Raw genomic sequence first — 14,959 nt, 5'->3', positions numbered from 1 at the left:
CTCATGATTATTAATTCAATAGAAACTTTATCAGTTATTGTCTTTTCGAAAGATAGGCCACTTCAACTTCAAGCTTATCTTAAAAGTCTTATTTATTTTTCTAAGATAGAGCAATCATCAATTTCTGTTTTATATAAATATAATTTGAGAATAAGCTACCAAAAGCTACTCGAAGAGTTTCCTGAGATTCATTGGGTTAAAGAAAATGTTTTTTTTAACGATTTAACATATTTAATAAATCGATCAACAAACTATATTATGTTTGGATGTGATGATGTTATCTTTAATGGTTGGATCGATATACCTGTTGCATTAAATATTTTATCTAAAAATCCAAATGTTTTTGGATTTAGTTTACGTTTGGGTGAAAACATAAAGCCTGTCTTACCTAAGATACATAAATTTGAAAATCACTTAGAATGGAATTGGAAAACTGCAAATGTTATCAATTGGAGTTATCCTTGGGAATTAGATTCAACTATTTATAGAAAGATAAATGTAATTGAAATCTTGGCCCAATTAAATCCTGAAAGAATTAAAAACCCTAATTTTCTTGAAAGTGATGTCGCTGAACACCCTAACCTTTTTATTAAAAAGGAAGGTTTAGCTTCTTTTAAAAATGGGAAATGCATTGTTTTAACTATTAATAGAGTTCAAGATGATTTTCAAAATAGCTTTGACAATTCTTTTAATACAGATATTAAAAGTCTATATGAGTTACATCTTAACGATAATTATATTGATTTTCAAGCGATATCAAAAATACCAACAAGCAAGATACACGTGGGAGTGAAGTATTTTGTATTGGCTGGTAATAGCATTCCTCATAATGGACGCTTGAAAATTTTAGTCTATTACGCGAAAAATATATATCTTTCGTTCAAAAGAAGATGTTTTCATAACTAAGTTATAACTAGTTATATTTTAAGAGTTTTCTATATGTGTGTACCTCTTGTCTCAGTAATTGTTCCCTGTTATAATCATTCAAAATTTGTAGAAACATGCATTTTAAGTGTTATTAACCAAACATATAAAAATATAGAGTTAATTGTAATCGATGATGGCTCTACTGATAATTCATTTGAAGTTTTAACGCAGCTTAGGAAGAAATATGTTTTTCATTTAGAACGGCAAACAAATATGGGGTTATGCAAAACCTTAAATAAAGCGATAAAACTCCTTGCCAAAGGTGATTTCATAGCTTGCTTAGCCTCTGATGATTATTGGGCTAATGAAAAAATTGACAGACAGATTGAAGTATTTATTAGGCAACCTGAACTTGGTTTTATTTTTACCAAGGCAATGAAATTTAATACGAGCGGTATTATAAGTGAAATACCTATTAAAAAAAGAATTGAATGTAATTTTGGGGAATTGTTATTGGATGACTTTGTTCCTGCATTGACAGTATTAGCTAAAAGACATGTTATTATAGAGATGGGAGGGTATGATGAAAATCTTTACTTTGAAGATTGGGATATGTGGCTTAAAATTGCTAATAAATATCCTTTCCATTTTATTCCTATTAATTTAGCTTTCTACAGAATCCATTCAACAAATATGTCTTCAAATTATTATAAAATGATAGAAGCGCAAAAGATCGTAGTTGATAGGTGGAAGGGTTGTGATTTCTATCCTAAAGCACATAACAACATAGTATTATATGAAATAGCAATTAACTCAGTATTAAATAAAAAAGTGGGTTTAATGTTAATGTTAAAGCACTATAGGTTAATTCTATATTTTGATTATTTGAAATCTATTATAAGATTGATTTTTAAATTTCATTATTAAAAATTAGAATATTATAAACATCATTTCATGTTTTATTTAGGAAGTAAAATTTTTGTTCTGGTCAACATAGCATTAAGTATAGTATTATATTCTATATTTAGTACTACTACATATTTAGTGCTTTCTTTACTTATATCTAATGTTTATGCAATTTGGCAATGTAGAAGGTTTCAACTTCCTTTAATAACAATAATTTTCATATTTACTTACAATATACAATATTATTATTACTATTTTGAGGGTGCGCAGTTTGGGCCTAGAGAGCAGTTTCAAGACCCATTTTATTATGAAAATGGAATATTAATTAATTTATTGCAGTTGTTTTCGTTTATATTGTGTTTTAGAGGAGGAGTTAATAATGAAATCAATTTGTTTACAAAAATCAAAGATATTAATTCTTCTATTAAAGCTTATTACTTCTGCTTTGTAGTATGTCTCTTTGTCATTATATATCTATTCACGCGCGGTACAAACTTGCTTTTTTCGTCTGGCAATTTGTATGAATTATATGTGTCAAATTTGGATAGCATTGGAGGAATAGCTGTGTATTTCTATATATTCTTTTTTTTAATGTTTATTTTTAAACCAAAGATCGGGTATGAGAAATTTTTGCATTTGATTTTTTTATTATATCTATTTTATGGAGTATCAAGGGGAACAAGAATGTTGATTGTTCCCCCAATATTAATCTATTTCTTCTACTTCTTTGAGAACCGATTTAATTGGAAGTGGATAATCGGGCTATCGGGATTTGGATTATTTATACTAACTATAATAGATAGGTTTAAGAATAACATTTCGCTTTTTCAAAATAATACTAGGGGATCAAACATAATAATTAATAACCAGTCTGAATTATTGTACGTCGGAAATGCAATATCTGGAGTCATTTCTACTGGTTCAGTAGACTTTATTGATAGAATCAAAATATTGTTAGGCCTTTTAATTACATCTATTATACCTCCATCTTTTCTTCCAGGCGATTATAAATTTCCCCATTTTTTGTCACTACATGGAGCGGAAACAGGTGGTGGTGGTTTAGCTCCTTTTGCTTTTTTTGTTATACTAGGCTACTTGGGGCCCTTGGTACTAGGGGCATTTTTGGCATTAATTTGTAATTATATATATTCACCACTAAAAGGTAGCTTTTTAAGCAATCTTTTTTGCGGAGCATGCTTATTATTTTTTGTTAGGTGGTATTCGTATGATATCAACTTGATGGTAAGACTTCCTATATATATATTAATTTCTTTTTTCTGTATAATTTTCTTTGTAAATAAGAAAAATATTAAACTATGATTAAAAAAGTTTTGATTATAAGTCCTACTCTATTTTTTGGTGGAGGAGAGGTCTTTATTGCTGAGGTTTTTCCGCGTTTAGAGGGCGTAATTGATATATATTATTGGGTTTCAAATAAGCAATTATATAATAATCTTGAAACTTCTCAGAAAGTACTAGACGTGTCTTTAGTTTTTTTTAAGTCTATTAGTAAAATTAATCTATTCATTGATAAAAATAAAATCGATTACGTTATATTAAATGGTAATAGGGCAATTTATATGTCCGCATTCTTAAAATCTTATGTTTACAAGATTGCATACAAGCATACTAGCGTGAAATCTGTCAATGGTCTATTTAAGACATTCTTATATAAAATATTAATAAATTTTAACTTCATTTATTCCAATAAAATTGTATGTGTATCAAATTCGATTGCTAATGAGCATTTGAGATTTAAGAAAAAGCTTAAGGTTATATATAATGGAATTAATACCCAAATAATGAAGAAGGATTATAAGAGGCGTAATGAAATGCTGGAAATTTCATTTGTTGGCCGCCTTGAAGTTTCTAAAGGGATTTGGGATGCAATTTACTCTCTTGAAAGGCTATCATCCAAATATTCATTTGTATTCAACATAATTGGTACTGGTAGCCAAATGAATAGTGTTACTAATTACATAAAGAGTAAGGGATTGAAGAATTTTATTATCTATGGTCATGTCAATGACGTTAAATCATACTTACAAACAACAGATATCTTCCTTTTGCCAAGTTATTACGAATCGTTTGGGATATCGATTTGTGAGGCAATGGCGTTGGGGATACCGGTAGTGAGTTCTAATGTTGGAGGAATACCAGAAATCGTCATCAATGAAAAACATGGCTATTTGATCACTCCAAAAAATATTGCTGAAATATATAGTGCCTTAGAAATATTAATATGCAATAAGGAATTACGATTAGATATGGGTAAAGAGGCTAGGAGACAGATTGTAGAAAAGTTTCCTATTGAACAAACAATGAAAAATGTGTTATCTCTATTTAATAATTGTTAAATATATTTTATTAGTGAAGTATCAAAGCAAATAAATATGATTACTAAAGTATACTATGATGCCAATTTTGCTGTAGAAAGGTTTAGGGGAATGGGTAAGTTCATTAATCAATTTGTGTCTGTGATGAAGCAAGACTTGAGTTATAATGTGACAGGTTTATTAACTGGGAATAGGATTTTAAGTCAATATCTATCCTTTGGGTTTTCTAATTATATTTTATGGGAGCAATTGTCATTATTTCTTTTTTTGATTAAAAATGAAGGTACAATGATATTTCCATATAATACTGCGTCTCTTTTTATAAAGAAGTCAGATAAAAATATACTGATTATTCATGATTTAATATTTATGAAGGAGTTTTCTTCAAAGTCTCTTAAACAATTGGTTGGAAGTTTATATAGAAGGTTTATTTTACCTAGGATAATTACAAAGTTTACCAATATTATCACAGTTTCTGAATATTCTAAAAGGCAAATTGCGGACTTTTTCAATTTAGACCCGAATAAGATATTTGTAATTCCGAATACAATTCAATATACACCAGATGATATAAAGAAAAATATTAGGTTTGAGAAAAAGGAGAACTATATTTTTCATATTGGAGGAGAACCAAAATATAAAAATTCTTTAATATTATTGAAAGCGTTTGCTAAATTATCAGAACATATTAAAAATACTTTCTTCTTGAAAGTAGTAGGTATCAGGAGCTCTGAAACATTGAAAATGTTTAAAAAAACTGCTATTGAGCTTTGTATCCAAGATCGAGTAGTTTTTTTAAATTATCAATCTGACGATGAAATAGCTGAATTGTATAGGAATGCTAAAATGTTTGTTTTACCTTCATTTGAAGAAGGATTTGGAATTCCTTTAATTGAATCGATGAAGTACGGGTGCCCATTAATTTGCAGCTCAACTTCCTGTTTTCCGGAAATTGCTAAACAGGCAGCTACTTATTTTAATCCTAGTGATTCGAGTGACTTAGCTTCCAAGATAAATGGTGTTATATCAGATGGATATGCAACTTCTTTAAAGGTTTCAATGGGATATGAAATTTTGAAAGAATATTCTTATGATAAATTTGAAGAAACGGTAAAATCCTTTTTAGGTCAAATGCGTTAGTGTATCGGCTGTTTATTAGATGATTGCATATGAAAAAAAAATGCTTAATAATTATACCTGGGATTCCTTATCCCCCTGTGAATGGCTATAAGTTGAAAATATATAATTTGATAAAGATACTTTTTAAGCATTATGATTTACATTTAATTATAATCTCAAGAGAAGTACCTAATGCGATAGAAAGAAAATTTTTAGAAGATCATAGCTATAAGTATGCTTATTTTAGGATTGAATTAATAAGTGCTTTATTGAGAGTTTTCATATCTATATTTTCATCAATTCCATTCCAAGTAGCTTACTTTACATTACCTACTGTAAGAAGATATATAAAAAGAAATGCTAATTCTGATGAGATTGTATTTTTAAATCTTATAAGATCAGGAGAATACATAGATCTATTTAGAAAAAAAAATGTAGTTTTTGACATGGTAGATTTATTGTCCAAAAGCTATGTGAAATCATATCACTCGACTAAATCTTTAATGTATAAGGTGATTTATAAGATAGAAGCGAAGCGTTTAAAAATTTATGAGTTGAAAGTAGTTAAAGAGAGTCTGTTAACTTTATGTGTGAACAATGATGATGCGAACTATTTAAGTGCTTTTGGAAAATCTATATGGCTACCTAACGGAGTTAATGATAGCTTATTTATTTATAACAAATTATCATCTAAGTATAAGCACAGCATAGCATTTTTTGGAGCAATGCATTATCAGCCCAATATAGATGCTGTTATTTGGTTTGACCACTATGTCATGAATCATATTGATTCTAATATTATTTTTTATATTATCGGAGCTAAACCATCTAAGCAAATCTTAAATATTTTAAAACATAGGGATAATGTTATCGTTACTGGATTTATGGAAGATCCATATTTGATTCTTAATTCATGTTTTGCTGTTATTGCACCAATGCAAAATGGGGGAGGTATTCAAAATAAGATATTAGAAACTATGTCATTAGGGAAAATAAATATTTTAACATCACATGGTGCAGATCCCATCAAAGGTGCTGTAAATGATGTTGACTTTATAGTACGAAATACGCCTTTGGAGATGGCAATAAAAATTAATGATATATTTAAACATCCATCAAAGTATAAGGCGATGGGTGGTAATGCTAGTAGGTTTATAAAAGAGAACTACACTTGGGAGCGTTACGAAGAGAATTTGCTTATTGCGTTGAACAGGTTTTAAAATACTTTAATGAAAATATTGCTAACTGGAGCAACTGGGTTTTTAGGAAATATAATTTTAAAAACTTTGTCTTTATATGATTTTAGTGTAGTTGTAAGGAATCATTATGATACTGTTTATACATGTATCATATGTGACTTGTCTAAGAATGTTCCTACTTTGCCATTAGTAGATATTGTAATTCATGCTGCCGGTAAAGCACATTCGTTTCCAAAAAATAACGCTGAGAGGGATGAATTCTATAATATTAATGTTTCTGGTACTCGAAATTTATTAGAAGGATTAGAATTATCTGGATTGCCAAAAAGTTTTGTTTTCATCAGTACTGTTGCTGTTTATGGTTGTGACTGCGGAACATTAATTCCGGAGGATAGAGAGTTATTAGCAAAAGATACATATGGTCAAAGCAAGATACGAGCGGAGGAATTAATACAATCATGGTGTAAAAAAAATAACGTTATTTGTTCTATATTGCGACTTCCTTTAATTGCTGGTGCAAATCCTAAAGGTAATCTAGGGTCTATGATTAGGGGGATTAAAAATGGTTATTATTTAGATATTGATGGAGGAAGAGCAAAAAAGAGTATTGTGCTAGCTGAAGATATTGCTCTCATAATCCCTAAAGTAGCTTTAATTGGTGGAGTTTTTAATTTAACAGATGGCCAGCATCCATCATTTATAGAATTATCTTCCCTAATTGCATTTCAATTAGGCAGATCTATGCCATATAATATTCCTCTATGGGTTGCAAGGGTTATTGCTAAACTTGGAGATTTAATGGGAAAAGGAATACCTTTGAATTCTCCTAGATTAAAAAAGATAACATCTGATTTAACTTTTGATGATTCCAAAGCTTTTAAAGTCCTGGGTTGGAGACCTACTGCTGTCTTAAAAGGGTTTAAGATTTAATATAGAATTATTATCATATAATGCTTGAAATTATATATATATACATTGCAATTTTACTTTTTATATTAGAACTTATATACTTTGAAGCAGCTAATAAATTTAATATTATTGATCAACCTAATCATAGAAGCTCACATACCTCTGTGACTTTGAGAGGTGGGGGGATAATTTTTCCAATAGCTCTTCTTTTATATCCTCTTTATTTCGGTTTTAAATATAAATATTTCCTTTTAGGATTAGCCACAGTTTTGGTTATTAGCTTTATAGATGATATTAAGCCTGTGAGTAATAAGTTGCGAATCGTATTTCATTTGATTGCCGTTACTCTCATGTTTCATCAGTTAGGCCTTTTTGATCTTTCTTTTTACTGGATAATTCTTGCATTAATTTTAGTTATAGGAAGTATTAATGCCATTAACTTTATGGATGGGATTAATGGTATTACGGGCTCTTATACATTAATAACGCTTTGTTCATTATTGTATATCAATAGCTCCATCATAGAATTTGTCGTCCCAAGCTTTTTAATTACTTCAATTATTTCAGTGGTTGTGTTCAATTTTTTCAATTTCAGAAAGAAGGCTAGGTGTTTTGCTGGTGATGTGGGTAGTGTTAGTATAGCCTTTATTATTTTGTTCTTTTTGCTTCTGTTAATTATTAAAACTGAGAATTTTAGTTATTTATTACTGCTTCTTTTGTATGGCCTGGATGCGGTGACTACAATATGTTTCAGATTAATCCGGAAAGAGAATATTTTTGATGCCCATAGAAGTCATTTTTATCAGTATTTGGCAAACGAAAAGAAAATGCCCCATCTGTTGGTTTCTTCTATTTACGCTTTAAGCCAGTTAATAATTAATGTTGTTGTCCTTTTCTGGATGCCCTATTCAGTTATTGCGTTTGTTCTTTTTTTGTTAGTTAGTGCCCTTTTGTTTCTGACAATGAGGCTTTTAACAGAAGGCTCAAGCAAATTATTTGGTACTACCGCTTGATTGTAATTGAAAATGTGAAAGGTGAGAAATCTGCTTTTATAATGTAACTTTAAGTTAAGAAGTGTGTTGTTTATAATATTAAACGTATTTCCATGTTTGCTAAATTAGATGTTGTACCTCGTTGGGTGATTTTTATAATTGATATTTTTCTGACTGTTCTTGCTTTGTTAATGGCTAAGGTGGTGAGGCATAACTTTGATTTAGAGGCTATTAATGTGTTAGCACTGAACAAGTCTATTGTTTTGACAATGGGTGTAAATATGGCGGTCTTTTTGTCATTTGGAATCTATGCCGGTATTATACGCTACACGTCTGCTGAAGATTCTACTCGTATTTTAGGTGCGTTAACAGGGAGTTCGCTCACTTTATTTTTCATTCATGCCTTAATTATTTCTTTTGGAGGGGTGCCGTTTATCAGTACTGCTGTCATCATCATTTATACTTTGTTTAGTTTCGTATTCTTAATTACGTATCGGGTAATTGTGAAATACTTTTTTATGTACATTAAAAATCTGAAGCTGGATACGATCCGGGTTATGGTATACGGTGCAGGTGAAGCAGGGATGGCTACTAAAAGAACTTTTGATCATGATCCGTATGTTAATAAACGGATTTTAGCTTTTGTAGATGATGATGATCGTAAAGTGGGTAAATCTATTGATGGGATTAAGATTCTGGATGCTAAAGATCTAGAAGAGCTGATTGTTAAACATGAATTGGATGAGGTTATTTTTGCCTCATATTCTATCCCATTTGAGCGTAAGAATCATATTGTCAATGTTTGCCTGGAGAATAAAGTAAAGGTGTTAAATATCCCAGCTCATGATGTCTGGACAAGGAAGGATACTAAAGTTAGTCAGATCCAGAATATAAATATTGAAGAGCTGCTCAACAGGGATTCTATAACAATGGATAATAAAGTGATTCAGGAAGAACTTAAAGGTAAACGAATCTTGATTACTGGCGCTGCGGGCTCTATAGGCAGTGAAATTGTCAGACAATTGATGAAGTTCAATACAGGTATGATCATTATCTGTGATCAGGGGGAAACACCCTTGCATCATTTGTATATGGAATTAAGTGAAACGCATCAGCCTAGTGACTTTTTTGCTTTCATAGGGGATGTAAGGGATAAAAAGAGAATGGATTTTCTTTTCAATAAATTTAAACCACATTATGTGTACCACGCTGCGGCATACAAACATGTTCCGATGATGGAGGGTAATCCTGCGGAATCGATTAAAACTAATGTATTGGGCACCAAGACGATTGCTGATCTTTCAGTAAAGTATGGGGTGGAGAAGTTTGTGATGATCTCCACGGATAAAGCAGTGAACCCCACGAATATTATGGGGGCTTCTAAGCGGATTGCAGAGATCTATGTGCAGTCTTTAAATAATTCATTGTGTAACCTGGATGCGACCATCAGTGATTGGCTGAGCATGAAGCCGGTGACGAAGTTTATTACAACGCGTTTTGGGAATGTGTTGGGTTCAAATGGTTCGGTGGTTCCTCTTTTTAAACAACAGATTGAAAAGGGTGGTCCGGTTACGGTAACTCATCCGGATATTACTCGTTATTTTATGACTATTCCGGAAGCCTGCCGTTTGGTATTAGAGGCTGGATCAATGGGGCATGGTGGAGAGATCTTTATCTTCGATATGGGTAAATCGGTAAAGATTGTTGACATGGCTAGAAAGATGATTCAACTGGCCGGCTTGATCCCTGATGTTGATATCAAAATTGCTTTTACCGGTTTAAGACCTGGTGAGAAATTGTATGAAGAGTTGTTGAATGATGGGGAAAACACGTTACCTACGCATCATGAGAAGATCATGATTGGGAAGGTACGGGAACATGACTTTGCCGAAGTGAAAGAACAGCTTGCTGAATTATTCAAACTGGCGACTATCAATGATAATACGCAAATCGTATTGCAGATGAAGAAAATTGTTCCTGAATTCGTTAGTATGAATTCGGTCTTTGAAAAATTAGATCGTGTACAGGAGGATTGTAATCGGTAAACTGGTTATGAAAGCATGAAGCTCCAATAAAGAAGATCCTTGACAGTCAAATGGATCCGAATGAAATATTGAAGAAAATTTCAAAGAACTAGATATATTTGTTGTTCATGAAGTATACACTTTTTTTACTCCTCTGTGTTGGCCTCTCTTTTAAGGCTTTCCCTCAATCTTCCCCGCTTCCGGTATTGAATAGGTTTCCTAATTCACATTTGTATCAGATGGAAGATTTTTCGATTCATACTGCTGCTCAGCCTCTGATGTTACGGTCTGCTATCCGGGATTCTATTTTGCAACATGACGTTCCGGTTAAAGAATGGCAATCTAAGAACTGGCTGTTCAGGAAGATCTTTACGCAGCATCTGGTTGAGATTAAAAATGACGAGTATGAGGTAAACTTTGACTTTTTGCCTGATCTATGGGTTGGAAAGCAGGATGGCCGTACGATTTGGAATAATACCAGGGAACTGGCTGTGGATGGTCATATAGGCGATAAGTTTTCTTTTAATGGCACGATAAGTGAAAATCAAGGGGTATATCCCTCCTACTACAACGATTATATTCGTAATAATAAGGTGGTTCCGGGACAGGGACATGCCAAGACGTATGGTGCTGATGGTTTTGATTATTCGAATTCTTCGGCCTTGCTTTCGTATACGCCTTCGAAATACCTGAACGTTCAGGTGGGTTATGGAAAGAACTTCATCGGAAATGGGTATCGTTCCTTGCTGCTTTCGGATTATGCGTTCAACTATCCGTATTTAAAGGTTACGGGTGCGCTGGGCAGGGTGCAATATACTGCTATGTGGGCGCAGTTTGAGGATCTATATGCGATAGGCTTTGATGATGAAACGCCGTATGATAAGAAATATGGAGTCTTTCATTACCTGGATTGGAATGTGAATAAACGACTGAGTCTGGGTGTTTTTGAGAATGTGATGTGGGCGCCAAGGGGGCTGGATTTGAGTTATGCGGTTCCGGTCTTAGTTTTACGTCCAACGGAATATAATAATGGTTCTCCGGATAAAGTCGTGCTGGGTTTGAACGGGAGTTATAAGCTGAATAAAAAATTGCTGGCTTATGGCCAGTTTGTGCTGAATGAGTTTACGCTGAAAGAGGTTTTTGCGGGTACCGGCTATTGGGCGAATAAACATGGTGCGCAATTAGGGCTTCGTGCTTTTGATGTTTTTCAGCTGCCTAACTTAAACGCGACTTTGGAATATAATGCGGTGCGGCCGTATACCTACTCGGCGAGTCAGCGCATTAAAAACTATGGTCATTATAATGAACCGCTGGCGCATCCTTTTGGTGCGAACTTCCGGGAATACCTTGCGTTGGTTAACTATCGCTACAACCGCTGGGAACTGCGCCTGCAGGGTAATGTAGCACGCTATGGTCTGGATGTGGATGGCTTAAATTATGGAAAGAATATTTACCTCGATTATACCACCCGTGTGGATGATTATGGGGTAGAGATTGGTCATGGCCTGAAAACCAAATTCTTTTATGCTAATACAAATGTATCGTACTTGCTGAACCCTAAGAATAACTTGCGCATGGAGCTGGGCTATAGCCTGCGTAATGAGGTAAATGACCTGAAGAGTGATAAGGAAAAGTTTTTTACTATTGGGCTGAAGGCTTCGTTTAGGAATAAGTATCAGGATTTTTAGAAATATAACAAATATGTCGATTACAATCGACATATTTGTTATATTTTTGTCGTATTAAATCGACATAAATATGCAAATTTTATTTGAATTTCAGGAAAATCTTTTACGTCCGATAAAGAATGATTTCCGAAGATACTTGCATAACCAGATTAACTGGAAACAAAGAATGATTGGGATTAAAGGCCCACGAGGTGCGGGGAAAACTACACTAATGTTGCAGTATTTAAAGTATGACCTTGGATTGCCTCCAGAAGCATTATATATCACAGCTGACCATACATGGTTTTACAATCATACATTACTGGATACAGCGAATGATTGGTATAAACAAGGAGGGAAAATATTATTTATCGATGAAGTCCATAAATATGAGAACTGGTCAGTTGAGTTGAAGAACATTTATGATGGATTGCCCGAAATGCAGGTTGTTTTTTCAGCTTCTTCAGCATTGGATATTTATCGTGGTGAGGCTGACTTAAGTAGAAGAGTTGTGAGCTATTTGCTGGCAGGGCTTTCTTTTCGGGAATATTTAGCATTTATCCATGGGGTAAGTTTTAACGCATTCAAAATTGAGGATATCAACAATAACCACCGGAGCCTAAGCCGGATGATCACTGAAGGTTTTCATCCACTACCTGCATTCCGTAAATATTTAGAAGTAGGCTATTTGCCAATTATTGTAGAAGGGGAAGATACCTATCTGATGAAATTGAACCAGGTGATCAATACAATTGTAGATATCGACCTGGCTTATATCGTTTCATATAATTCAGGGACGGCAATCAAGGTTAAAAAATTATTGGGTGTAATAGCCGAATCGGTTCCCTTTAAACCTAATATTGCCGCACTTGCAAGGAAACTTGATTTGAGCCGTGACAGTGTCTATCAATATATCTACCAATTACAAGATGCACGGTTGCTTAACACGCTAAGTTCGGAAGGGAAAGGGGTTTCAACTTTACAAAAGCCGGACAAGATATTTTTGGAAAATACTAACCTTGCTTTTGCACTAAAAGAAAAACCTGATATTGGGAATATCAGGGAGACATTTGTTTTAAACCAATTACTCAATGCAGGTTTAAAGGTCAATTCTCCGTCGGAAGGTGACTTTGCCATTAGTGGATTGACAATCGAGGTTGGAGGAAAAGGCATGAATACATCTCAGGTTAAGCACCTGGATAATTATTTAATTGCAGCTGATGATATTGAAATCGGAGCAGGAAACAAAGTTCCAATCTGGCTATTTGGATTTTTATACTAAAAGGCAGGAACTCATTAAATATAAAAGTAAATGTCCAGTTTTTTATGAAAAAAACTGGACATTTACTTTTATATTTGTCTAAGCTCTTATATGAAAATCACTGATTATATATCATCTACCATTGATAGGCTTCCTAAAGGATATATATTCACCTATGTAGATTTTACTACTGAGGTCAGTAAGAAAGAGGCTATAATAAAAGCGCTTAATCGAATGGCTGCCTCAGGAAAAATTGCTAAACTTTCTAAGGGGAAATTCTATAAACCTGAAAATACACCTTTTGGTAATTTACAGCCAAATCAGGCACAGGTTGTGAAAGATTTATTAGAAGATGATGGAAAGATTATCGGCTATCTTACCGGCTACAGTGTTTATAATCAGCTGGGGTTAACTACTCAGGTCAGTAACACTATTCAAATAGGAAAAAATCAGATTAGACCCAACTTTAAACGGGAACGGTACATGATTGCTTTTATTAAGCAAAACAACACAATTACGAAAGAGAATATTCCATTGCTTCAACTATTAGATGCCGTTCGATATATTAAAAAAATACCTGATGCTACAATAGAATCTGCTAGCAAACGACTTTTGGCAATAATCAAAAGGCTTTCTGAAAAAAAGAAAGTTACGTTAGTTCGTTTGGTATTAAAATATCCCCCTGCTACCAAAGCATTGGTTGGTGCGCTATTAGATCAGATTAAACCAAACAGTTTAACAGAGCCAATTTTAAAATCATTAAACCCCATTACTAAATATAAATTTATTGGTGCGGTAAAAGTGTTAGCTACCACCGTAAAATGGAATATTGTATGAGGCTCCATGAAAACAAAACACTATTTAGGCAAGCGGTTCAGTTTACAGCGCAACAGATGGACATCCCGTCCATTTATGTAGAGAAAGACTATTGGGTAACGTATGCGCTGTATGCCATTTTTAACAACGAAATTGGTAGTGATACTGTATTTAAAGGCGGAACATCCCTTTCTAAATGCTATAACATGATTGATAGGTTTTCGGAGGATATTGATTTAGTGGTGTTACGTAAAACAGGGGATACAAATGGCAAACTAAAATCAAAATTAAAAGCTATTAGTAGGGTTGTTGAAACTATAATGCCAGAAGTGCCAATTGCAGGGATAACGCAGAAAATGGGTATGAACAGAAAGACGGCACATACTTATAATAAGGAATTTGAGGGTAATTACGGACAAGTTAGAGATGTAATTATTATTGAAGCGACATGGCTGGGCTATCACGAACCTTATACTTCCAAAAGTATCATTTCATTCATAGGCAATATGATGCTCGGCAATGGTCAAAAGGACATAGCAGAGGAAAACGGAATGTTATCTTTTAATTTATTGGTATTAGAGCCCATAAGAACTATCTGTGAAAAAATTATGAGCCTGGTCCGTTTCTCTTATGGAGAAAACCCAATAGCTGATTTAAAGAGAAAAATCAGGCATACCTACGACTTACATCAACTGTTGCAGCAAGAGGAATTCAATGATTTTTTTAATGCACCTGCATTTGATGATATGTTATTAAAAGTCGCTAATGATGATGTAGCTAGTTTTAGAAACAACAACCAATGGTTAATTTATCATCCAAATGAGGCTTTAATGTATCCGCCCTACCAACCCATATTGCAGGAT

At 33.2% G+C, this 14,959-nt stretch carries 13 protein-coding genes; all 13 read left to right on the top strand.

Translation table 11 applies throughout. The annotated features are described in order from the left end of the window. Positions 1–3: 3 nt before the first annotated feature. On the top strand, positions 4–906 hold the full coding sequence (locus BFL47_RS13845; RefSeq protein WP_069660396.1) for a hypothetical protein: 903 nt from the start codon (positions 4–6) through the stop codon (positions 904–906). Between the two features lie 33 nt (positions 907–939). Then, the gene (locus BFL47_RS13840; protein WP_069660395.1) at positions 940–1,794 is read left to right on the top strand and encodes a glycosyltransferase family 2 protein; all 855 of its coding nucleotides are present in this window, start codon (positions 940–942) and stop codon (positions 1,792–1,794) included. Positions 1,795–1,821: 27 nt separating this feature from the next. Then, positions 1,822–3,093 (top strand): oligosaccharide repeat unit polymerase, encoded by a 1,272-nt coding sequence (locus BFL47_RS13835; protein ID WP_069660394.1) that lies wholly within the window; start codon positions 1,822–1,824, stop codon positions 3,091–3,093. Next, positions 3,090–4,130: a glycosyltransferase family 4 protein gene (locus BFL47_RS13830; protein ID WP_069660393.1), complete on the top strand. Its 1,041-nt coding sequence runs from the start codon at positions 3,090–3,092 to the stop codon at positions 4,128–4,130. The genes BFL47_RS13835 and BFL47_RS13830 overlap by 4 nt, the downstream gene beginning before the upstream one ends. A gap of 36 nt (positions 4,131–4,166) precedes the next feature. Continuing rightward, positions 4,167–5,249, top strand: a complete 1,083-nt coding sequence (locus BFL47_RS13825) for a glycosyltransferase family 4 protein (RefSeq protein ID WP_069660392.1) — start codon at positions 4,167–4,169, stop codon at positions 5,247–5,249. A gap of 29 nt (positions 5,250–5,278) precedes the next feature. Next, positions 5,279–6,448, top strand: coding sequence for a glycosyltransferase (locus BFL47_RS13820; protein ID WP_069660391.1), 1,170 nt, complete (start codon positions 5,279–5,281; stop codon positions 6,446–6,448). Between the two features lie 9 nt (positions 6,449–6,457). Then, positions 6,458–7,357 carry an NAD-dependent epimerase/dehydratase family protein gene (locus BFL47_RS13815; RefSeq protein ID WP_069660390.1) on the top strand — a complete coding sequence of 300 codons (900 nt, stop codon included), beginning with the start codon at positions 6,458–6,460 and terminating at the stop codon, positions 7,355–7,357. A gap of 20 nt (positions 7,358–7,377) precedes the next feature. Next, positions 7,378–8,349: an MraY family glycosyltransferase gene (locus BFL47_RS13810; protein ID WP_069660389.1), complete on the top strand. Its 972-nt coding sequence runs from the start codon at positions 7,378–7,380 to the stop codon at positions 8,347–8,349. 92 nt (positions 8,350–8,441) lie between these two features. Further along, a complete protein-coding gene (locus BFL47_RS13805; RefSeq protein WP_083257187.1) occupies positions 8,442–10,373 on the top strand; it encodes a polysaccharide biosynthesis protein in 1,932 nt (643 codons plus the stop codon). 107 nt (positions 10,374–10,480) lie between these two features. Then, on the top strand, positions 10,481–12,040 hold the full coding sequence (locus BFL47_RS13800; protein ID WP_069660387.1) for a hypothetical protein: 1,560 nt from the start codon (positions 10,481–10,483) through the stop codon (positions 12,038–12,040). Between the two features lie 70 nt (positions 12,041–12,110). Beyond that, the gene (locus tag BFL47_RS13795) at positions 12,111–13,301 is read left to right on the top strand and encodes an ATP-binding protein (protein ID WP_069660386.1); all 1,191 of its coding nucleotides are present in this window, start codon (positions 12,111–12,113) and stop codon (positions 13,299–13,301) included. 90 nt (positions 13,302–13,391) lie between these two features. Further along, on the top strand, positions 13,392–14,117 hold the full coding sequence (locus BFL47_RS13790; protein ID WP_069660385.1) for a DUF6088 family protein: 726 nt from the start codon (positions 13,392–13,394) through the stop codon (positions 14,115–14,117). After that, on the top strand, positions 14,114–14,959 hold an 846-nt coding region (locus BFL47_RS13785; protein WP_069660445.1), incomplete at its 3' end, for a nucleotidyl transferase AbiEii/AbiGii toxin family protein. The genes BFL47_RS13790 and BFL47_RS13785, both read left to right, overlap by 4 nt.

The organism is Arcticibacter eurypsychrophilus (genome assembly GCF_001730525.1).
Lineage (GTDB): Bacteria > Bacteroidota > Bacteroidia > Sphingobacteriales > Sphingobacteriaceae > Arcticibacter > Arcticibacter eurypsychrophilus.
The sequence above is the reverse complement of the archived record's forward strand: the minus strand, read 5'-3'. Positions and strand labels throughout refer to the sequence as shown.